This window comes from Microcoleus sp. Pol1C5 (genome assembly GCF_036701115.1).
Taxonomy (GTDB): Bacteria; Cyanobacteriota; Cyanobacteriia; order Cyanobacteriales; family Microcoleaceae; genus Microcoleus.
Genome location: NZ_JAUBQE010000076.1, coordinates 1 through 22,408, shown reverse-complemented (window position 1 = coordinate 22,408; position 22,408 = coordinate 1). Strand labels below are relative to the sequence as shown.

The following is a 22,408-nucleotide window of genomic DNA, read 5'->3' as shown; positions in this document are numbered from 1 at the left end:
GCAGAGATTTTTGAGAAGAGTTATAATTCGCAAAGCCTTTGCCAGATAAGCTTTGCGAGTTTTGGGAGATGTCTATTAGGTGTGGAAGACGAGGAAGCTGCGGAAATTATTGAGGATGTAATTGCTGCTTACTCGGAAGTAGAAGGCGGAGAGTCTGATTTCGATGCGGCATGGTACGTATCTCCTGAAGGCAATTTTAGCGTTCCCGTTCCAGTTGACGATCAACGAGGCGGTAAAATTGATGATCAAGAAGGCTGTGTCGCATTTTCAGACGACTTTGGCGTTTTGCTGAAAATTGATTATTTCCCTGTTGCTGGTGAAGTTGAAGAAACAATCGACTCGGTTGGCGAGGAAGCTTATCTCAAGTCTTTTCTCGACAATTTTGTTTCTCAGGCAATTCTTGCTAATGTTCCCAATTCTAAGTTACTCCACGCCGAATATTTAGAAGATGAAGAAGCTTATTTCGTGGTTTTAGATTTGCCTGCTGGTGCAACTCTCAGCGTGCAGAAAAACGAGGGTTCTCTGACTCGGTTGGATGCTTACCGGGGACTTATGGCTTTTATTGCTGACGATTTTTGCTACACCGTAAGCTGTCAGCGAATTTATCAGGAAGGGGATGAATTGGGTTCCCTGGAGTCTGAAGTTGAGGGAATTATGAACAAGATTTTTGAGTTTATTGAGACAATCGAATTCGGCGCTATCGAATAAAGAGGACTTGTTTAGACGGGCTAAAAACCTGGTTTCTTTCTAGATGTCTCGCTGCTCAACCCTATATTTTCAGAGAAACCGGGTTTTTTTGCCAACCATTCTCAGGATAGGATATCAATTCCGGTTGCACCGTCCGTGACTGTTGACTGTTGACTGTTGACTGTTGACTGTTGACGGGTGGGTCGAAAAACTGAATGGTTGAGTGTTAACTGTTGACTTGATTTTATTATTCCGATGCAACCGGAAACGATATGACATTGTGTCGGGTCGATCGACCAAAATCCAACTGGTTGGTAGTCAGGACTTGAGTTTTCATTACTTGTCCGATCGCGGTTATTTTACCGCATTGCTAGATATTAGAGGTTTTTTACGATCAAAGAGTGCGATCGACAACAGGGTTTTTTGACCCATTTTCGATCGCACTTGCAGATACATTCAGTCAACCAGAGTCCAGAGACAGCAGCAATTAGCCGCCATTTTCGACTAATTAGTAGTCTGAGCTTCCACCAATCTTTGCTTGAGTTCTTCCAGAGCACTCGCCCAGCGCGGATCTGGCTGCACCGAGCCGGAATCAGCGCTCGACACCGTTGTTGCTGACTGATTGCGGCGGGACTTGTTGTTGTCACCCCGACGGCGATTGCTTTTGCTGGAACCGCCTCCACCTTGGGTAGGAGGAGCCGAAGCAGAGCGCTGCTGTTGCTGCGGCGCAGGCACAGGCATAGGCACAGACGCCGATGCCGACACCAACTGCGGTGACTGCGGCGACTGCTGCTGATCGTCTTCGCCCTTCTCAGATTTACCCTTAGAACGGGGCAGTGCCTTTTCTATTTTCAGGGGGTTTTCTTTGAACATCAAGCCGTTGTATTTCTCAATAACTTGGTCGGCTTGTTCGTCGGTTAGCACCGTCACAAAACCGAAGCCTCTGCATTTACCAGTTTTGCGGTCTGTAATTACCTTGGTGGTAACAGATTCGCCCTCCGGTGCAAAAACTTCTTGCAATTCTTGGCGATCGAGTTCCTTCGGTAGATTGCCAACATAAAGACGAATAGACATGAAAAATTCCTCCCGACTTGGATTTTAATTAATTTGCTCGAACAGAATTACCTGAAGTCAACTGAATATTGACTTCAGGCAAACACCACATAACCCGAGAATTGGCGCATTCCTCCCACCAACCTTGACAGCTCCCCCCACCTTTTAGAACAAAAAGATGATTTACTCTGATAAGGCCGGAACTTAACCGCCGATGCAGAGAGCTTTTAAATCTCAGGTTGTTGTGTAAACTTTTAGTCATCACTCAAATGTTTAGGCTATTGGCTATTCTGTATTACTTGCTTCCGGTTTTGATTCAGAATGTTTATAGCCAGCGCCGTCTAGAAATTTATGTCCAAGGATGTCAATTGTAAGCGATCGGAATGCCAGTATTCAGTTTAATACAGTGATGGATAAAATGGCTAACATTTTTTCAGCCAGTAATCTTACCTCGTTCCTAATCTCGCTCCTAATGCTGAGAACTACTCACTTACCCGCTATCCCTTAAATCAGGCCCGGCAAAGTCCGAGCATTCTTTAAAGGTATCACAGCCTTGGTAACAGAGCTAGTTATTTAGGAAGATTTCAGTCTGAATTTAACGGAAACCACATCTCAATCACTTTTGAGAATTCATCCCCCACAGCAAAAATAGCGGTCGCAAAAAAACAGCCGACAAGCGGCTGGCTGTACTTGCTGTGTTGGGATGTTGACAATTTTTACGCAATGCCTTAAGGGATTTTAGCCAACTGAAGTTATCGCGCTATTTGGTTCAATCCAAGTCCTGTAAACTAATGTAACAGAGTGCTGGCAAAAAAGCAACTTTTCTTAATGACGGAAGAAGGAAGAAGACTGTAGGCCTTAGTGACAACTTACGCCTGCAACCCCTGAGAAATCTCGCTTTTACCTAAGTCTAGATCCCCCTAAATCCCCCTTAATAAGGGGGACTTTGAGCATATTTCTTGTCCCCCCCTTATTAAGGGGGGCTAGGGGGGATCGAACCCTAATCGTTAAACAGCAGACCGGTACTACGTTTGACGTTAAGTGGACACCAATGGACTGTAGGGTGCGCCACCAGCACGGAGAACATCGTTAGCGAAGCCCTCGTAGAATATCGCCCCTCCGCTGTTTAACTCAAAACTAATCCTGGCTGCGCGTTGAGAGGGATTCACGCCACAATCGGACAACTATTCCTCACCTTGGGCCTTGGATAATGATGTATGCGCCCCAAAAAGCAGCAGCAAAAGCCAAAATCGCAGACCAAATCGGATGTCCGCTGTCACTAACCCTCCCTCCTTGACTGCGGAGACTTTCAAGGTCGATCGCCACAGTAGCACCCCGGCGTAGCCAACCAGTCGCCACAACAGATGTTCCGATCAAATCGCTAGGGCGAGTAGTCTCTTTGAACAAAAATGGCCACAAAGAGCCAAGGTAGCCAAACCTCGAAACATGGTGCAACCTCACCAACCCTGTCGCCGTTTGCAAAATCAAATCTTGTCCCAGCCAATTATTCATACCCGATCGACCCAAAAGTTGGCCTTCCAGCCGCACTGGTTCAGCATCCAACGGCAAACTGTCGGGATTTGACAAAATTTCCGGCAAACTCGGCGAAGCGGTTTCTCGCGGTATAATATCCGGGAAGAAATAATTGATCCGCATCAAAGTACCGATGCTAAATCCGATCGGCAAACAGCCCCAAATAATCGATCGATCGCCCCAAAGCCAATCCAACTGCCAGATACTCGTCCTCGAAAAAATCCAGCCAATCAGCCAAAGCACCCCGACTATCGCCAAACTCATCGGAATTCCAAAAAACGGTGCACCCTGTAAAAATAGTTTTGAATCTTTAAATTCGAGTATTGACTTAAACAGAGACAATTTTCCTTTCCTGGGTTGTTCTTGGACTCCCGCGTTTGCCAAATCTAACTCTGTCTCCAGTTGCCAAAATTGAGCATAGAGGACTAACAGCTTCAAACGCTCTCCCAGCAAAGGATGCGCGCGGTTAACCGTCAACCAGTTGCGCTCGCGATTGCTGACATCCCACAGCAAAATCTGTTCTAGCGGCGCGTGTAATGCAGCAGAACCAAGGGTTACAGCTTGTCCAACGCCTACAGGTAACAATAGATCGAAACTTTCGAGGAAAAAGCTAGTTTGTTTTTGCTGTTCGATATTATCAGCAATGCCGATCGCAATTTTACCCAGTGCCCGCGTCAAACCGTTAGGATTTCCCGTAATTTCAGCAGCAGTGCGATCGCTAAAATACACTCTGCGGCGCGACAGCCACAACATCGGCCAGCGCAACAACTTATAAATCCCGTAACTGGTAGCAGAAATTGCAGCGGCCACAAATTTGACAGCAGAACGCAAAAACTCGATCGTCATTAAATCACACAACCGCTCTTGCCAGTGCGCCACCTGCCAATAAATCAAGTAAGGAATCTGAATCACCAGCAGCGCCAGCGACATCGGCGCAAAATCCCAGTGAGAGATATGGCCCAACTCCCGCGCAAAAATCGTGGCAATTTCATCATCCGTCAACTGTTCCAACAGCCCGCGACTCACAGCAATCCGAGCAAAACGGGGCAAACCGCCGTAACTGAAAGCTACAGGAACATTCAGCGGCAAGAGTTTCAGCACCGGCACCGGCATATTTTGCTTGGTACAATAACTTCGCAGTAACCGACTAGCTTCCTTGCTGTGCTTCGATAAAACTGACCCGCGCAGAGTTTCGATGCCGCAAAACAGTTTCAGCAGCGCGTCTATCAGCCAGGGAGATGAGGCCAAAAGCAATCCAAAAACCATCTGAACAAACGGAGTTGGATCGCGGTAAAAAAGCTGAATCGGCGCGAAAATAGGCAGTCTAGTGAATATGTAAAGCTGAACCAACAGAGAATTAGTGTTTATCAGCAGGAATTGCAGGATAAACCGGGCTAGGAAAAATAGGGCGAGCGCACTTGCAACGGCTTGCACCCGGAACTCCAGCAACTTCAGCGGTTTGAGGGGGCGCGGGCTTTTCGCGCGCCCTGCTTCGCGCCAAGTGAGTTGGTAAGTATCTGGGCTGGCGACTCCGGGGATATCTGTTGGGGAAGCGGAACTATTTTCGTCGCTAATTTCTGTATCGGGTGCGGTTTCTGTGGAGTTTTCCGGTTCAGAAGTCGGGCGTGTGGGGGGTGGAGGTGGCGGGGAAATCGGTTGCGATTTAGCGTTTTTTGGCTCTAAAACCGGCTCTAAAGGTAAAAATCCTGTTTTTTTGTCTACCGTAGGTCGATCGCCCCCAATCGATTTTTTCGCCGATTTAGTTCCGGCATCAAAGGCGACAAAGCCTGTTTCGGGGGGAGTTTCTGCGGATGTTGGTTTATTTTCCGGCGGTTTTGGGGGGCGAGGGGGGGTTAATTCTTTTAAAGCGCGATCGGCCCAAGTTTTGACTTGAGAGTTGGGACTTTTGGCGAGGGAAGAGCACAGGGCGATCGCCTCTTTCACATTACCGGTTGCTTTGTACGCAGCCACCAACCCCATCTGCGCGCGGATTCCCGACGACTGATTAGCTGCGGTTTGGGTAAGGGATTCTAAAAGGGCGATCGCGGTGGGGTAATCCTGCTGTTTCAAAGCTGCTAGCCCAGCCTCTAGGGACTGTTTTGCAGATGAATCCGCCGGATTTGGATTAGTGGGAGGTGCCATGACTGTGCTTTCGCTAGCGTCCTTTCTAAGATAGCTTGGGTGGTCGATCGATAGCTGTTCTAACACAGCTCTATTTCTCTGTCACCATTTGTTGCAGTTTCTTCGGCGGTTGAAACCGCTCAACAGTCAAACTTTCGGTCACTCCAAGCGGACGATCTTTACGATCGGGCAGGAGTTTAAACCCCTCCCTCAAAGCTAAAGTCTTCGCTATGAAGACTGAAGATTTATGCTAAATCCGGGTTAAATACTTCCTCGATCTCTTAGTCTCAAGCGAGAGAAACTAAAGTTTGTGGAGACGAGATTTCAATCACCGAGCCCATCTAATTTTTGCTTATAATTAAATTAACACCTCACCTGCACATTTATGCCAATTGACGACGAAGATTTTGAAAGCGAATCTATTAGCGACGATCGCAAGCTCCAACTATTCACAGACAGACACGAATTTACCCGCCGATTTGCCTTTTATTTAAACGAAGACCCGCCTCCGGAACAAATTTTGTATTTTTTTGGCGATGGAGGCAACGGCAAGTCATTGCTCCTAAAACACTTGCAGTATAACTGCTGCAAAAGATTTTCGTCGCAGGTTTGGCAACAATTGCGCGCACTCCCAGAATCAAAAGCGGCCGAAGTTGCTGATTTCGTCCGCAATGCAGAAGCCAAAACCTACACTCCCATACCCGCAGTCAGACACGATTTCGGATTGATACCGATTAAAGAAGATAAACCGCAAGATAGATTTTACGGCTTGCTGATGCTGCGGCGAAATGTTGCAGCAGCAACTAAGAAATATAAATTTAAATTTCCCAATTATGACTTTGCTTGCTTTTGGTATTTGCTGAACAAAGGCGAATCACAGGCAACTCTCAACCAACTTTTCCCCGATGATGTGGCGGAATTGGTGGCGCCTGTAGTTGAAACTTTTGCAGATTTTCCGGTGGTGGCGCAAGCGGTGGCGGTACTCAAAGGGATAGATAAGTTCGGCGGGATTAAGCGGGCGATGAAATTAATTCAAAATCGCTTGGGTGTCAGCGATGAAAAGGCGGATCAAATTCGCCGTCAAGATATTGATACTGAGTTAACCGACTGTTTGCCGAAATTGTTTGTTGGGGATTTGAATGCGGCAATGGCTGGTAGAAATAAACCCGATCGCCTCGTGATGCTGTTCGATACTCACGAGAAAATGTGGGATGAAAAACGCAATTCTCAAGGCGCAACTTTTTGGTATCAAGATGAGTGGTTTAGGCGGTTGTTGAGGGCATTGGATTATAAATTGGGGATTGTGGTTGCTGTGGCGGGGCGAGATTGTCCGGTGACGCAATTGCGGTGGCCGAATGCGTCGAAGTTTCCGATTCCCGCAGATTATATAGATGCACAATTGGTTTGGCATTTGTCGCCGGATGATGCGAGGGATTACTTGCACAAAGTGGAGATTGACAAGGCAGATTTGGCAGATGCTGTAATTAAATATGCCAGCGTCAATCCCGATGATAATTGGGAGAATTTGCAGGTACATCCGTTTTATTTAGGTTTGTGCGCTGATGTGGTGCTGGCAGAAAGAAGGCGGGGAATTGAGTTGCTGGCGTCGGATTTTTCGCGGATTCCGAAGTTGGAAAATAAGACGGCGGAGTTAACGGATCGGCTGCTTTTGTATGTGGATCGGGAAGTGCGATTGGCTGTGCATTCGCTGAGTGCTTGCCGCGCTTTTGATGAGGATTTGTATGTAAAATTGGGAGTGGGTTGTCACTTCCAGGCAAGTAGTGCAAATTTTGAGGTTTTGACGAGTTTTTCGTTTGTGTGGAAATCGGAAAAGCGGGGGGATAATTGGTATCGGATTCACGATTTATTGCGGCGCTTGGATGCCGATCGGGATCATCCGAAAACTCGCAGGGCGCATGAGGTTTTAGAGGGGCATTATCGGGAAGTGGGGGATGCGGCTGAGGCAATTTATCATGCTAATCGCTTGGATTGGGAGCGGGGTGTGAAGGAATGGGAAGAGGTGTTTGATGAAGGATTGCGGCTGAGTCGTTACGGGGAATGCGAGTTGCTGCTGGGAGTTAGAGATGAGTTGTGGATTAAAAGTGATTATTGGCTTGGTAGAGTTTCGCGCTCGGAGGGAGATTACTATGCTCGGTTGGCTCGATATGTAGAGGCAAGACAGGAACATTTAGAGGCAGTTGCAGCCTATAATTCTGCTTTACTTATTGCACCGGATGATATTGCTGCTCTCACCAACAAAGGGAATGCGCTGCAAAGTCTGGGTGAATTGCAAGCACAGCTAAGTGAATTTGAGGCGGCAAAACAGTCTTATTTTGAGGCTAGCGCTGCCTGTAATTCTGCTTTACTTATTGCACCGGATTATCTTTGCGCTCTCAACAACAAAGGGATTGCGCTACTACGTCTGGGTAATTTGCAAGCAATTCTGAGTGAATTTGAGGCGGCAAAACAGTCTTACTTTGAGGCTAGCGCTGCCTGTAATTCTGCTTTACTTATTGCACCGGATTATATCAATGCTCTCAACAGCAAAGGGATTGCGCTACTACGTCTGGGTGAATTACAAGCAAAGCTAAGTGAATTTGAGGCGGCAAAACAGTCTTACTTAGAAGCGATCGCAGCCTATAATTATGCTTTACTTATTGCACCGGATTATATCAATGCTCTCAACAACAAAGGGAATGCGCTGCGAAGTCTGGGTGAATTGCAAGCACAGCTAAGTGAATTTGAGGCGGCAAAACAGTCTTACTTAGAAGCGATCGCAGCCTATAATTCTGCTTTACTTATTGCACCGGATTATATCAATGCTCTCAATAACAAAGGGAATGCGCTGCGAAGTCTGGGTGAATTGCAAGCACAGCTAAGTGAATTTGAGAGGGCAAAACAGTCTTACTTTGAGGCGAGCGCTGCCTGTAATTCTGCTTTACTTATTGCACCGGATTATATCTGTGCTCTCAACAAGAAAGGGAATGGGCTGTTAAGTCTGGGTGAATTGCAAGCACAGCTAAGTGAATTTGAGGCGGCAAAACAGTCTTACTCAGATGCGCTCGCTGCTTACAATAGAGCTTTACTTATTGCACCGGATGACATCATTGTCCTCAACAACAAAGGTATTGCACTGAGAATACTGGGTGATTTACAAGCAAAATTATCTGAGCAACAGGAAGCACTGAAGAATTGGCAAGAGGCACTGGAAATGTGGAATCGATCTTTAGCCATTGCTCCTAACAACGATCTGGTTCGCAATAGCCGCGATGCGCTGCAACAACTTCTCGATAATTTGGGTAAGGATAGTCTCAGCAGTTAGCTCGATCGCAAGGAGTAAAGACGCGGCATTAAAAAGGAGGACGTGTCCAGTTAACTTAAACCGAAAGGCCGCCAGGGAATGAATTCCACGGGGCTTTTAGCAAAAGTCCTCGCGATGAGGACTAATGAATTCTTCAGTCCTCATCGCGAGGACTTTTGCTTTGAGGCAGGGGTTTCAACCCCTGCCGGACTCAGGGCTTAGCGTTAAAAGCCGGCCCTCGAATTTACCTATTTAACCTTGCAGCTTACCGCCCAGATTGTCTCGGCGATGTACCGTCAGCCGATCGCTTCCGACGGATCAGCACGCTCATCACCTGCTTCGGATTCGCCGCACGCTGTACCGGACTCCAATCGCCCACTTCTGCAAATCCCAGCCGGTACAAAGTGAGTATGGTTTCCCGGACACCCTTGGGCGAACCGACAACCGTTAACAGCACCACTTCCTGTTCGCATACTGCTGCTGAGTCGTCATTTGGGCGATCGAATTTGTTGTCGTCAGGCACGAATTCCTGTGACATAATATCTTCTCCTGGTTTTGGGTTTTCTAGAAAAACCCAAAAACCCAGCCGCCCCGCATTTCAACACATAGCAGGGCGGCTACAGAGGATGTTAAGATACTCCGTTAGCCTCCAGACTGCTAGTCCCAGTTTGGCGGTTATGCTGTCCATTGCTGTTACCAGCAGCTTTGGGCAGTGCAACTAGATTTTTGGGCGACGCGGGCTGCCTCCTCTACAAGCAAGCAACCTCTCACTTCAAAGCGTAGCCGCAGAGGGGGCCAGCCGTCAACCGATTTTAGATTTTAGATTTTGGATGTTAGATTTTGGATTTACTCGTTACCAGCGTCAGCGGCTGGAAACCAGTTAGTTGGGCCGAAATGCTAAATTAAAAGTAATGTTGCTTTAGTAAAACCATGTCCAAACGACTCACCATTGCCCAAGCACAGCAGCAGCTTCCAAACCTACCCCAAGAACTTATCAATGAGCCTATCATCATCACTCAAGATGGTGTTCCCGTTATGGCTGCAATCAGCTACACGCATTTGACTGAACTGTTAGAAACCTTAGATATTCTCACCGATACAGAATTCGTTACCAAATTGCGCCAAAGCATCACCCAAGCCAGCCAAGGCGAAACTATTTCCTGGGAAAATGCCAAAGCAAAATTGGGACTATGAATCACGAAGAAAATGCGATCGAATATGAGATCCAGCTTACGCCACTGGCACTGGAAATGTTGGAGGCAGTCAAAGATCGACGAGAACAGGAAAAATTGCGCGATCGCATCGATCAACTAAAAGTTGAACCACAAAAGCAAGGCAAAGCCCTTGTAGATAACCTATCAGGATTTCGCAGCATCCGAGCTGTTGGACAGCGCTATCGTATAGTTTATCAAGTCGAACAAGATCGAGTTATAGTTGTTGTCGTGGGACTAGGGAGACGTAAAGATGGTGACAAAAAAGACATTTACACCATCTTAGAAAAACTGTTAGAGCCGTGATTATAACTTCTTATATCCGGCGTATTTAAGCCGAATAAATATCATTTGTATGGACACAACAGTGTTGTGTCCTTTGCCTGCGGTAATCTCACTCCTCGCTAACAGCCAAACCAGAAACCACAGGGGCGATCGCATTTAACTTCAACACAGGATGATCCCCTTCCACCTGCCGGCAATTCCACTCATTTCTAAACAGCAAAACCGGCCTTCCCCAAGTATCTTTCACCGTCACCGTATTAAACAGCCGCCCAACTTTTTCCAGCGCCTCCCAACCGCCGTCAACCCAGCGAGCTACACTGTAAGGCAACATATCGATCGTCGTTTCCACATTATATTCCGACTGCATTCTGAACTGCACAACTTCAAATTGCAACTGTCCGACAGCCGCCAAAATTGGCTCGCGTTTCGCCTCATCAACCGAGTACATAATTTGCACTGCGCCTTCTTCCTGCAACTCCGAAACGCCTTTGCGGAACTGCTTAAACTTAGAAGGATTGGGATTTCTCAAAAAAGCAAAAAGTTCGGGAGAAAAACAGGGAATCCCTTCATATTCCAGTTTTTGACCTGTGTAAATAGTATCGCCGATCGCAAATACTCCCGGATTGTTCAAACCGATCACATCGCCCGGATACGCAACCTCGATCGACTCCCGATCCTGAGCAAATAACTTTTGAGGCCTTGACAAACGCACCGTTTTACCGCTGCGAGCGTGAGTCACGTTCATGTCCTTTTCAAACTTGCCCGTACAAACCCGAATAAACGCCACCCGATCGCGGTGTCTTGGGTCCATATTCGCTTGCAATTTAAACACAAACCCGGTAAAGTCTTCATAAGTTGGCGGCAAATCTCCGGCGGTGCTCTTGCGGGCGATCGGCTTCATAGCGTAATCTAAAAACGCATCTAAAAACAGCTCTACCCCAAAATTGCTCATCGCGCTGCCAAAGAAAACAGGCGTCATTTTGCCAGCCCGAACCGACTCTAAATCCAGTTCAGTTCCTAACTCGTCCAGCAGTTCTAACTCTTCTTTGAGCTGATAGTAAAGGTCTTGTTCCAACAAATCTTCAATGCGCGGATCGCCCAATTCGATGACAGTATCAACAGCAGCCTGAGAACCGTGTTTAGTCCGCTCGAATAAGTGAATCTTGCGCCCTCTGCGATCGAAAACACCTTTAAAGCGATCGCCCGTACCTATCGGCCAATTTACCGGATAAGTCTGCAACCCCAATTCCTTCTCAATTTCGTCCAACAAATCCAAAGGATCTCTGCTAGGGCGATCGAGCTTATTAAAGAAAGTAAAAATAGGCAAACTTCGCAGCTTACAAACTTCAAATAACTTCCGAGTTTGCGGTTCCAAACCCTTAGCAGCATCCTCAAGCATAACTGCATTGTCAGCCGCCGCCAAAGTTCGATAAGTATCTTCGCTAAAATCTTGGTGTCCCGGAGTATCGAGCAGATTAATGTGATATTTTTTATACTCAAACTGCAAAACAGTAGAAGTAATAGAAATTCCCCGCTGCTGTTCCATCGCCATCCAGTCAGATGTAGCGTGTCGCTGAGCCCGCCGCGCTTTCACAGAACCTGCTTCGTGAATTGCACCTCCGTACAGCAGCAGCTTTTCTGTCAAAGTAGTTTTACCCGCGTCGGGGTGCGAGATAATAGCAAAGTTGCGCCGGCGCTCAACAGCAGTTAGCAGTTCAGTTTCGAGTTCTGTTGTCATCACAAATTAGGTAGGGGAATCATCACCCGATCGCCATTATAGCCTGTGCTACAGTTGCTATTAAAGGTAAAATTATCACTAAAGTCAAGGAAGAAAACTAATATGTACGACTCCGACAAGCGGAAGCTGCTATCACTGGTGTGCCACGGGGCGATTTTTTTCAGTACGTTACTGTTCTCGATCGGTGCTCCGATCGCTGTATTGTTAGTATCAGATGACCCCGTTGTCAAAGAAAACGCCACAGAAGCCATCAATTTTCACCTTAATGTATGGGTGTACAGCACCGTGATTGTGGTGTTAACTGTCGTCACTTTCGGTCTTGCTGGTTTTATCTTAGTGCCCCTAGGTTATCTGCTGCACTGGGGACTGACAATAATGGCTATCCTCCACGTTTTGCAAAATCCCAACCAACCTTATCGCTACCCTTTTATTTTCCGAATAGTTTAGACAGCAAATCGCGCTTCACCATCGATTTCAACAACCCGATTTCTTTAAGAAGAAACCGGGTTTTTAATTATTTTATAACTCACAATGGTGCAACATCTCTGTTTAAACTTACATCTTGCACCATTTTCAAGAACAGGCATCTTGCCTGTTCCACAAGAGATGAATTTTATTGTGGAACAGGCAGCTTGCCTGTTGTTCCTAAACAAGTAATTGAAAATGGTGCAACATCTCAGTTTAAATGAATGTGGGTAGCTCGATAAGTGATGCCGAACCCTCATCTTCCTAAAGTTGCAATGCTGTCTTCACCCTGTTGCAGGGCTATTGCTGAGGCTAAGTTCATCTTCAGTTGATGCCGGTTCCCAAACTATGCTACCGCCTTTAGGTTATTTCGCAGAGTTAGGGGTGAGGTTCGATCGCTCCGAACCATCGTTTTTGCTTTAGCTGTGCTATTTTTGCATCTGGCGATCGTTTTATTGAAATTTTCTACCACTTCTATCTCTACCAGCAGTCTTAAAACTTAATACAATATTTTTCCAATAAAAATCCCGCTCTTGTGGAACGGGAAAGCCATCAGGGTGCATCTATATATATGTCAGTATAACTCATAGGGGGTATAACCCCTCGTAGCTTTATCGAATCTTTACAATCACAAAATTTTTGTAAAGATTGAGGTTTTTATTTGACTGAGCAGCCATTTTATGAAATTAAAATGGAAAATGCTGAAATTTATAAAATCAAGTGAGTTTCCTCTGAATAATCAAAACTTTAAGCTCCTTTACCATGCTTCGGCCAATGGTGGAGCAAATACCATAAGATGGCTACATTTGTGATAAATACCGCTAACTTAAGTACCGTGACCCCGTGAACTAATTCATATATTTCAGGGGGTATACTGATGCTTACCAGCACTAAAACTAAAATTGTTGCCCAGTCTTTTTCTTACCAGAAACAGACGGATTCAACAGCAGTTAAAACTGCATAAAGTGCTGCGGCAAGTCCTCTAAGTAGTAAGTTTTTTGGTTGGAGAAATAGAAGTTTTTCTAAGATAAATTAAATTATTTTTAGCTTCCTTTCTAACAAATAAAACTGCTAAAATTTTCTCATACTTGATGATTGTTTAATGCAAAAAGCAAAGCAATCGAAGTTACTGTCAAGAGCGAAGCCACAAATGTTTTGTAAAAGACAATTGCGATTAAAGCAGGAGCGTGATGTTTCTTCACGTTAATTCTCGAAATATCAATAATGTGCGATCGCCTGGTTAGCCTGTTTGGGATTGCCAACTAAAAATTCAGTAGAATGCGTCAGCAATTAGCTAATCAAGTAGAGAAAAAATAACGCGCTGCTGACGCACCTTACTAAGCTTGAGGATAACGTTGTGCTAAGAAAGAGATAGCAGCAGCCCGATCGCCCAAATCGCCATCCAACCTCGCCGCCAATAAATCATCCAACATTCGTTTAAACCCAGGCCCCGGCTTATAACCCAAAGCCTTCAAATCGTTGCCATTTAAAGGCGGCTCAACATTCGCCCATTTGGTGAGATATTCCCAGATTTGGCGGCGTGCACTTCGTGGACTTTGTAGGGCGATCGCAATTAACACCGGGAACTCATAATTTCTCAACAGCAGCACCAATTGACTCGGCAACTCGCACTTAGGCAAATTCTCTGCTAACTGGTTCTTTCCGGCTTCTAAAACTTCCAGCCGTTTAATGCTGTCAGCGGGTAACTGAAGATTTGCAGCCACCTTGCCTCGATATTCCGGTGCTAAATAACCTATCAAAACTTCCAGCCGCATCTGCCAATCGGGAATATTGATAATGGGGAATGGGGAATGGGGAATGGGGAATGGGGAATTGTCTCTTCCTTCTTCCTTCTTCCTTCTTCCTTCTTCCTTCTTCCTTCTTCCTTCTTCCTTCTTCCTGACATCCGTTACATCCGTTACATCTTGTACATTGCTCGTTGCCGAACCTTCCTTCTTCCTTCCATTCAAACACCGATCGAGCAAACGCAGTTGCCGCCACAACTCCCGATCCAACTCCAAGCTAGGATGAATGCAGCGCAAAGCCTGCAAATCTCCCAGCATTTGCAAAGCAACTTTCCAGTAAGGAGCTTGCAAAATGTATTTCAATTCGCTTTTGAGCCGAGTTTCCAAAGCCGGAGCTCGGCCGTTTTCCCCCTGAATTCGGTAATAAATCCCGCTGGCCAAAGCGTTGCGGATGTATCCTTCCGTCTGCGGCTCAATTTCAAATCCCAACCGCACCGCAAACCGCACAGCGCGATAAATTCGCGTCGGATCTTCGATAAAACTATTGGCGTGCAAAACTCGAATTTGCTTCGATTCCAAGTCCAGCAAACCGCAAAAAAAGTCTAACAATTCGCCGCTGCGAGGAACACCCAACCGCACAGCCAGCGCATTAATTGTAAAATCCCTGCGGTACAAATCTTGGCGAATTGAACTCGCTTCAACTTCAGGATTTGCAGCCGGATAAGGATAAAATTCAGTACGAGCAGTCGCGATATCCACCCACAACGAGCCGAAAGCAGAGTCTTTGTGCCACAAAAGCGCAGCGGTTTGAAATTGACCGTGAACGTCTAAACGCGAGTCTGGGTAAAGTTTTTGCAGCGAGGAAGCTAACTCGACACCAGCACCGGAATCGTCGGAACCGCACTTTCCATCCACAACCAAATCGATATCTGTTAGCGCCAGTGTATCATCCGTGGCTAAGAGTAAATCCCGGACTGCTCCACCCACAATATAAAGTTGCCAGCCGCGATTTTGGGCAATATTGGCGGCGATCGACAATAATTGCCATAATTCGGGACTGATGCGCGATCGTAACAACTGCTCCACCGATTCGGGTACAGGACAATTAGAAAATTCTGCACTACTTCCCCTGTCTCGCGCTTTTTGCTGGTGCAATTCGCGCAACACATCAGTCCGAGTCACAATTCCCACCAATTGACCGTTTTCCAAAACTGGCAAGCGGCCGATATCGTATGTCACCATTAAAGATTCAATTTCTGGCAGCAAGGTATCTGGGGCGATCGTTTTTAGCTGCGGAGTCATGTAACCCTTCACCGGGGCGTGACTGAAACCGTGGTGCAGGGCAATGTCAATGTCGCGCCGCGAGATAATGCCAGCCAGCCGATCGCCCGCATCGACCACAGAAAGCCCCGAATGTCCGTAACGTAGGAGTATACGGTGAGCTTCCCCCACCGAAGTTTCCGGGCGAATACTCCGCACTGGAGACGACATTAATTCGCGGGCTGTGGGAGGGTGGGGAATTTGAGTTTTTAGTTCCTCAGCTAACTGATTTAAAGTCAGCAGGGGATCAACATCGCGGGTGGCGAGGGAAGCGGCGCGGGCGTGGCCTCCGCCGCCGAGGGGTTTGAACAATTCGCTGAGGTTTGTTCCTTCGATTCGCGATCGACCGATAATAGTTAATCGATTGGAAACTGGCGATTCGGGAGCGATGTTGCGGTTGTTTTCGTTTTCGCCAAATTTATAAACATTGCCTAACAGCAGAGCATCGGTTTCAGTTAAATCGAGCAAGCGAGAAGCCAGGGAAGAAAGCCCCGGAACGTAAGCTTCAGTAGATAGCAGCACCCAGGCTATGCTGTAACCGTGCAAAGTTTCCGATCGCAAATTATTCAGCGCTTCTCTGAGCAAATCTTGCAATTGAGGAGACAAACCGGGTTCTACATATTCAGCGATTACCCCCAAACTCGCTCCTTGTTCCATCAACCAGGCCAAAGCCATTGCATCTCGCGCAGTTGCGCCCTCAAAGGTGAGGGAACCTGTATCGACGTGGATGCCGAGGGCCATGACTGTTGCTTCCGAAGGCAGCAGGCGGAATGGTGTGTCGCTGTTTTCTGCTTGATTTTTGAGCTTTTCGACAATTAATGTCGTGCTGGCTCCGACTGCTTCGATCTGCGTAACAGTAGCGGGAATGTCTAAATCGGCCTGTAGGTGATGGTCGAAAACAGCAATTTCGCTCACTTGTGGCAAATCCAGCCACTCGGCGGCTTTTCCTAAACGATCGCGCTGGGAGGCATCAACTATAGTAATCGATCGAATGCGTTGCGGATTGACCGATCGGCGTTCAATCAGCGGGTACTCGTCGCGGTGTAGCGCCAAAAAATCCCGCACTGTCGGATGACACCCGCCCGTCAATACGATCCTGCTACCGGGGCGCAGCACGCAAAGTCCCACCGCCGCCCCCAAGGCGTCAAAATCTGCTGTTGTGTGGCACAAAACTAAGTCCATAGCCGAAAATCCCGCATCTCTAACTCAAACAGTAGCAATTTCTCGCCCTTTGAAACCGGATGTGTCGATCGGGCTTTAAGTTAACCTTTCGAGTTTTCTGTGCTGTAGCGAACAATGATAAAATTGATAAAAATCTTAAGAGCCGCTGACGCCTGTTCGCGCAACGCCCGAATTTGCCTGGGTTCTTTCGTATCAATCAACCGACAATTTCTCGATCGACTATCGGGAAACTGTCAAAAACTAGAATTTGGAAGATTTTTTTCGGTTCTGGGAAACTATTTCCGATCAACGCACGGTTATATCGAAAGGAGAAAAGATGTTATCAATTCTGTTTCAAGTGGTTTTACTGGGTCTGGTACTGCTGTCTTTTGTGATGGTCGTTGGCGTGCCAGTTGCTTATGCCTCTCCCCAAAACTGGAATCAGTCTAAATCCCTGATTTATGTCGGGTCGGGTCTCTGGTTTTTGCTGGTTATTGCAGTGGGTGTATTGAACTTTTTAGTCGTTTAATTTCACCCAACTCTCTCGAAGAAAGAAGGTAAAAGATAGAAGGCTGAAGGCATTTACCAGCGATTGAAAGGCATTCGGCAGAAGCTAGGAATTTTCCAGACCGCGCGACCCTGTATGTTTTTGCACTTGAGATTCAGATGAGATGCTGCTGCTTTCTGACTTTTGCCTTCTCACAAACAAAAATCTAAAATCTAAAACCTAAAATCTAAACTAGAGCACTATGACTGTTTTCGAGGGAACTTTTACTCACACCGAATCTTTGCGGTTTGCTATTGTCATTGGTCGTTTTAACGATTTGGTGGTTAACAAACTTTTGGAGGGATGTCAAGATTGTTTGAAACGCCACGGGGTTGATATTAATCCTCATGGCTCTCAGGTGGACTTTTTTTGGGTTCCGGGAAGTTTTGAGATTCCTTTGGTGGCGCGCCAAGCTGCTCTTTCTCACCGCTACGATGCGGTAATTTGTCTGGGTGCGGTAATTCGGGGCCAAACTCCTCATTTCGATTTTGTGGCTGGTGAGGTTGCTAAGGGAATTGCTGCTGCTGCTTTTCAGACAGGAGTGCCGGTGATTTTTGGGGTGGTGACGACTGACACGATGCAGCAAGCTTTGGAAAGGGCTGGAATTAAAAGCAATTTGGGCTGGAATTATGCGATGAGTGCTTTGGAAATGGGCACTTTGATGCGCCAAGTTAAGGGTTTGGGCGCACACTCTTACGGTCACTTAGCTAGTGGATCTGCTGCTCAAGTGCTTTCGGGTGAAGCAAATCTGGCAATCGCCCCGGATGTATCGTCGGATCAAATCCCCACGTAAGTTGGGCTAGCAGTATTTTTTAGGTGAAAAGCATCAAGATTTGCATCGGGAAAAATCTTCAAACTCTTGTGGGGTGGTGATTATGCCCGCCCCCAAGGTAAAAGTTCCACTGGTCGCAGCCGATCGACAAATTAGACCAAGATCTTGCCAATTGGCAATGAGTGTGATATCATAAAATGTTCTTAGAAATAGCGCAACACTAACTATTACTGCATGGCAACGAAGCCAACGATCGCATTTACTCACCTCGGCTGCGAAAAAAATCGCATCGATACCGAACACATGATCGGCTTGCTGGCTCAAGCGGGCTATCAAGTGGATTCTAATGAAGAATTAGCTGATTATGTTGTAGTCAATACTTGTAGTTTTATCCAAGCTGCGCGAGAAGAGTCGGTCCGCACCTTGGTAGAATTGGCCGAAGCTAATAAAAAAGTAGTCATCACCGGCTGCATGGCACAGCATTTTCAGCAGGAATTGCTGGACGAATTGCCCGAAGCAGTCGCAATTGTCGGCACTGGCGACTATCACAAAATAGTCAATGTTATGCAGCAGGTGGAAAAGGGCGATCGAGTTTCCCTCGTCTCTTCAGAACCTACTTACATCGCTGACGAAACTACTCCCCGCTACCGCACCACATCGGAAGGTGTCGCTTATCTGCGAATAGCAGAAGGCTGTGACTACCGCTGTGCTTTTTGCATTATCCCGCACTTGCGCGGAAATCAACGATCGCGGACGATCGAATCTATCGTCGCCGAAGCTAAGCAATTGGCATCGGAAGGGGTAAAGGAAATTATCTTAATTTCTCAAATTACCACCAACTACGGCAAAGATATTTATGGCGAACCGAAACTAGCCGAACTACTGCGCGCTTTGGGTGAAGTAGATGTACCTTGGATTCGGATGCACTACGCCTATCCTACAGGTTTGACTCCGCAAGTTGTCGCAGCCATCCGCGAAACACCAAACGTTTTGCCGTATTTGGATTTACCCCTGCAACACTCGCACCCGGAAATTCTGCGGGCGATGAATCGGCCTTTTCAAGCTGGGATCAATGATGCCATAGTCGATCGGCTCAAAGCAGCACTTCCCGGCGCCGTGATGCGGACAACTTTTATTGTCGGCTTCCCCGGCGAAACCGACGAACACGCAGCACACTTGCTGGAATTTGTCAAGCGCCACGAATTCGATCACGTAGGAGTTTTTGTATTTTCGCCAGAAGAAGGAACCCCAGCCTTCAGCTTGCCCCAGCAAATACCTGCAGAAATAATGGAAATGCGGCGCAATTCGGTAATGGCGGCACAACAACCTATATCATTGAAGAAGAATCAAGAGTCTGTCGGTCAGGTAGTTGATGTCCTGATAGAACAAGAACAACCAGAGACAGGCGAGTTGATTGGTAGATCCGCTCGGTTTTCCCCAGAAGTAGATGGACTCGTCTACGTCACAGGAGAAGCGCGGCTGGGTTCAATCGTATCTGTGAAAATTACTGGTGCAGATGTCTACGACCTCTACGGTCAAGTGTAAGTATTGCTGGAACTGTCGCGATCGGCGGTGTGGCGAACAAAAACCGGACACGAGCCAAAAATGATTAGCGGATTGTGCAACAAAAGTAACGGTTAGTACACAATTGTGCAAAGATATGTAGCAAAGGGGTTCTAAACTTTTTTAGCCCCTATCTGGCAATCGACCCTCCCCGTCGGGGTGCGGTAATCTCTACAGAACATCGGAAAATTTTAACGAATTTAATGTTTTGTTTCTGAATGTAAAGAGTTATGATGATAACAAGCCAGAAATAAGCGGGGATAATTTGAGATTGCTTCGCCGTCCGCCCTACACCACAACGGTATCCCGAAAGAGTGTTGAGATGGATAGGCGGTAACGGTCGCCCCATCCCCCGCTCAATCCCGCAGGCGACGGATTGCGGGATAGCGCCTGAACCAAACAACCTGTTACTACTATGTAGTGAAGTGGGGCTGGTCATGATCCTCACTATAAAATGCCTTAGAGGGAAAGCTTGCAAGTACCTCAAAGGAAGTCCAATGTCCTGTTTTAAGAATGTTGGAAGCCTATAACCCGACCCCTGGCGGTTGGTATCGGTGATGTCACAAAATCAAAGACGGCTGTCGAATTGGTAAATTTAGTCACCATCGACGGAGCTGCCCTATACTCGATTGCTATTTAAGAAGGTGCGCGCAGGCGCAGCACCATAAAGAACTCTTATGAGTTCCTGCCCTAGAGCAGAAATCCGCATCCGAGTTGGGCAACTTAGAAGGCTAAGACTCGTTATTAGGAGCATTAATGAATTTATTGTTTGAAGGCTTAGGTCTTTCGGAAGAACTCGTTCTCCATCTGGAAACACTAGGCTTTACAGAACCTACTCCCATCCAAGTACAAGCAATTCCGCACTTGCTAGCAGGTCGCGACGTTGTGGGTCAAGCCCAAACAGGGACAGGCAAAACGGCAGCATTCTCGTTGCCCATCTTGGAGCGGATTGATTTAGATGTAACTGCGGTGCAAGCACTGGTGCTGACGCCGACTCGCGAATTGGCGATGCAAGTAACTGAAGCCATCCGTGATTTGAGCGGCATCAGCAGCGACGGCCCGGTAAAAGTGGGTCGCTCTCTGCAAGTTCTGACAGTGTACGGCGGTCAATCGATCGATCGTCAAATGCAGCGTTTGAAGCGCGGCGTGCACGTCGTTGTCGGTACACCCGGACGCATATTGGATATGCTCAGCCGTGGCAGCCTAAAACTAGACAAGGTAAAATGGCTGGTTTTGGATGAAGCTGACGAAATGCTGAGCATGGGCTTTATCCAAGATGTGGAAAAAATCTTGGATGCTGCACCAAAAGAACGTCAAACGGCATTTTTCTCGGCGACGATGGAAGCTTCCATTCGCAAATTGGTGGCGCGGCATTTGCGTAACCCAGTCAACGTCACCGTAGAACAGCCAAAAGCAACGCCAAAGCGCATCAGCCAAGGCGTGTACATGATTCCCCGTGGCTGGTCGAAGGCAAGAGCCCTACAGCCAATTTTAGAAATGGAAGACCCGGAATCTGCACTGATTTTTGTGCGGACTCGGCAGTCGGCGGCAGAACTCACCAGCCAACTGCAAGCAGCAGGTCACAGCGTTGACGAGTATCACGGTAATTTGAATCAGGCACAGCGGGAACGTTTGTTGCATCGGTTCCGCCAATGTCAGGTGCGCTGGGTAGTGGCGACTGATATTGCGGCGCGAGGTTTGGACGTGGATCACTTGACTCACGTGATTAACTACGATTTGCCCGACAGTGTGGAAAGCTACGTTCACCGGATCGGACGCACGGGCCGGGCTGGTCGCGAAGGAACGGCGATTACGCTGATTCAACCGGTCGATCGCCGCAAACTGCGCTTGATTGAACGCCACGTGCGATCGAGCTTGACGGTGCGAAACATTCCGACACGGGCGCAAATTGAAGCACGTCAGTTGGAAAAGATGCAGGGTAAAGTTCGCGAAGCTTTGGCTGGCGAACGGATGGCATCTTTCTTGCCTCTGGTATCTCAGTTATCCGAGGAGTACGACTCCCACGCGATCGCCGCTGCTGCTTTGCAAATGGCTTTCGATCAAAGCCGTCCTGCTTGGATGGGCGCTGATTACGCTCAACAAGAAGATCCCCCGATTGGTGCAGAAAACAGCGTCAAGCCAATCTTGATCAAAAAGCGGGCTAAGACTGGTGCACCGAGTAATTCTGTACCAGCGCCGACTTTTTCTGGAGCACCGAGTGCTCCTGTTCCCCAGAACAGCTAATTTGTAGGGTGCACGATGTGCACCTTATTTATAATTTTTGTAGAGATGCGATCGCGATCGCACCTCTACTTTTTTTATGGGTGTGAGACTCTATGGGGAATAAAAATCACAAAAAAGCTCTTCGTTCGTTGAACAAGCGGATTGCAGAACATGAAGAAAAGATTAGACTGGAATATGAGAAGGATTTTCCCGATGAAGGCTTAATCCGGCATTGGGAAAGTGAAATTCGAGCTTTTGAGAAAGGAATTCAGCAAGCTTTAAAACGATTGGGTAAATAAAGATGCAAGTTAGCGATCGGACAATTTCTGTAACTAATTCTACACTGAGAACGTTAATTGATGAATTGGGTACTGAGTGTCAAAATGTGATTACTTTAATCCACCAGCTTCAGTTACCTGATTTGAGCGATCGACAAAAAGGTGAAATTCTAGCAGAGTTCATGAGTGCTGCAATCCATCTCAACGTTCACTGCGGAGAGGATTTTCAGACGCTAGTTGCTGAGGAAATGACAAAATTGTCGGATGAGGATGAAGAGGATTAAGGAGACGCGGGGGATTCCCTACGGGATAGCTACGCTTCACGCACATTAGACATCTCCCAAAACTCGCAAAGCTTATCTGGCAAAGGCTTTGCGAATTATAACTCTTCTCAAAAATCTCTGC

16 protein-coding genes and 1 pseudogene are annotated in these 22,408 nt (G+C 47.1%); 11 read left to right on the top strand and 6 right to left on the bottom strand.

The window, feature by feature from the left end; all coding sequences use genetic code 11:
* Positions 1–708 (top strand): annotated as a pseudogene (locus tag QUA23_RS28455) (hypothetical protein); the annotation flags it as partial.
* Between the two features lie 483 nt (positions 709–1,191).
* Here the strand turns inward: QUA23_RS28455 and QUA23_RS28450 are convergent.
* Both QUA23_RS28450 and QUA23_RS28445 read right to left on the bottom strand, forming a co-directional pair.
* Positions 1,192–1,761 carry an RNA recognition motif domain-containing protein gene (locus QUA23_RS28450; RefSeq protein WP_006633606.1) on the bottom strand — a complete coding sequence of 190 codons (570 nt, stop codon included), beginning with the start codon at positions 1,759–1,761 and terminating at the stop codon, positions 1,192–1,194.
* A gap of 1,170 nt (positions 1,762–2,931) precedes the next feature.
* Positions 2,932–5,481 carry a zinc metalloprotease HtpX gene (locus QUA23_RS28445; RefSeq protein WP_333079563.1) on the bottom strand — a complete coding sequence of 850 codons (2,550 nt, stop codon included), beginning with the start codon at positions 5,479–5,481 and terminating at the stop codon, positions 2,932–2,934.
* Between the two features lie 298 nt (positions 5,482–5,779).
* On the opposite strand from QUA23_RS28445, the gene QUA23_RS28440 reads away from it, so the two are divergent.
* On the top strand, positions 5,780–8,716 hold the full coding sequence (locus QUA23_RS28440) for a hypothetical protein (protein WP_333079561.1): 2,937 nt from the start codon (positions 5,780–5,782) through the stop codon (positions 8,714–8,716).
* Positions 8,717–8,960: 244 nt separating this feature from the next.
* Here QUA23_RS28440 and QUA23_RS28435 read toward each other — a convergent pair whose 3' ends face one another.
* Complete coding sequence (locus QUA23_RS28435; protein ID WP_333079559.1) at positions 8,961–9,233, bottom strand: hypothetical protein; 273 nt, start codon at positions 9,231–9,233, stop codon at positions 8,961–8,963.
* A 392-nt stretch (positions 9,234–9,625) separates the two neighbouring features.
* On the opposite strand from QUA23_RS28435, the gene QUA23_RS28430 reads away from it, so the two are divergent.
* Both QUA23_RS28430 and QUA23_RS28425 read left to right on the top strand, forming a co-directional pair.
* The gene (locus QUA23_RS28430) at positions 9,626–9,889 is read left to right on the top strand and encodes a prevent-host-death protein (RefSeq protein WP_333079408.1); all 264 of its coding nucleotides are present in this window, start codon (positions 9,626–9,628) and stop codon (positions 9,887–9,889) included.
* The gene (locus tag QUA23_RS28425) at positions 9,886–10,212 is read left to right on the top strand and encodes a type II toxin-antitoxin system RelE/ParE family toxin (protein ID WP_333079409.1); all 327 of its coding nucleotides are present in this window, start codon (positions 9,886–9,888) and stop codon (positions 10,210–10,212) included. Before QUA23_RS28430 ends, QUA23_RS28425 begins: the two co-directional genes overlap by 4 nt.
* Positions 10,213–10,300: 88 nt before the next feature.
* On the opposite strand, the gene prfC is transcribed toward QUA23_RS28425, so the two are convergent.
* Positions 10,301–11,929, bottom strand: a complete 1,629-nt coding sequence (prfC, locus tag QUA23_RS28420; RefSeq protein ID WP_333079411.1) for a peptide chain release factor 3 — start codon at positions 11,927–11,929, stop codon at positions 10,301–10,303.
* Between the two features lie 102 nt (positions 11,930–12,031).
* On the opposite strand from prfC, the gene QUA23_RS28415 reads away from it, so the two are divergent.
* Complete coding sequence (locus tag QUA23_RS28415) at positions 12,032–12,376, top strand: DUF4870 domain-containing protein (protein ID WP_333041435.1); 345 nt, start codon at positions 12,032–12,034, stop codon at positions 12,374–12,376.
* A 765-nt stretch (positions 12,377–13,141) separates the two neighbouring features.
* On the opposite strand, the gene QUA23_RS31200 is transcribed toward QUA23_RS28415, so the two are convergent.
* Positions 13,142–13,285 carry a DUF2127 domain-containing protein gene (locus QUA23_RS31200; RefSeq protein ID WP_445243529.1) on the bottom strand — a complete coding sequence of 48 codons (144 nt, stop codon included), beginning with the start codon at positions 13,283–13,285 and terminating at the stop codon, positions 13,142–13,144.
* Positions 13,286–13,731: 446 nt separating this feature from the next.
* Positions 13,732–16,641, bottom strand: coding sequence for a CBS domain-containing protein (locus tag QUA23_RS28410; protein ID WP_333079413.1), 2,910 nt, complete (start codon positions 16,639–16,641; stop codon positions 13,732–13,734).
* Positions 16,642–16,957: 316 nt separating this feature from the next.
* On the opposite strand from QUA23_RS28410, the gene psbZ reads away from it, so the two are divergent.
* The 6 genes from psbZ to QUA23_RS28380 all read left to right on the top strand — a co-directional run bounded on the left by psbZ (position 16,958) and on the right by QUA23_RS28380 (position 22,287).
* Complete coding sequence (gene psbZ, locus QUA23_RS28405; RefSeq protein WP_190735314.1) at positions 16,958–17,149, top strand: photosystem II reaction center protein PsbZ; 192 nt, start codon at positions 16,958–16,960, stop codon at positions 17,147–17,149.
* A gap of 220 nt (positions 17,150–17,369) precedes the next feature.
* On the top strand, positions 17,370–17,960 hold the full coding sequence (gene ribH / locus QUA23_RS28400; RefSeq protein ID WP_333079415.1) for a 6,7-dimethyl-8-ribityllumazine synthase: 591 nt from the start codon (positions 17,370–17,372) through the stop codon (positions 17,958–17,960).
* Positions 17,961–18,173: 213 nt separating this feature from the next.
* Positions 18,174–19,484: a 30S ribosomal protein S12 methylthiotransferase RimO gene (gene rimO, locus QUA23_RS28395; RefSeq protein ID WP_333059616.1), complete on the top strand. Its 1,311-nt coding sequence runs from the start codon at positions 18,174–18,176 to the stop codon at positions 19,482–19,484.
* 774 nt (positions 19,485–20,258) lie between these two features.
* Positions 20,259–21,746 (top strand): DEAD/DEAH box helicase, encoded by a 1,488-nt coding sequence (locus QUA23_RS28390; RefSeq protein ID WP_333041424.1) that lies wholly within the window; start codon positions 20,259–20,261, stop codon positions 21,744–21,746.
* Between the two features lie 92 nt (positions 21,747–21,838).
* On the top strand, positions 21,839–22,024 hold the full coding sequence (locus QUA23_RS28385; RefSeq protein ID WP_242725046.1) for a hypothetical protein: 186 nt from the start codon (positions 21,839–21,841) through the stop codon (positions 22,022–22,024).
* Between the two features lie 2 nt (positions 22,025–22,026).
* A complete protein-coding gene (locus QUA23_RS28380; RefSeq protein WP_333041423.1) occupies positions 22,027–22,287 on the top strand; it encodes a hypothetical protein in 261 nt (86 codons plus the stop codon).
* The last annotated feature ends 121 nt before the right edge of the window (positions 22,288–22,408 follow it).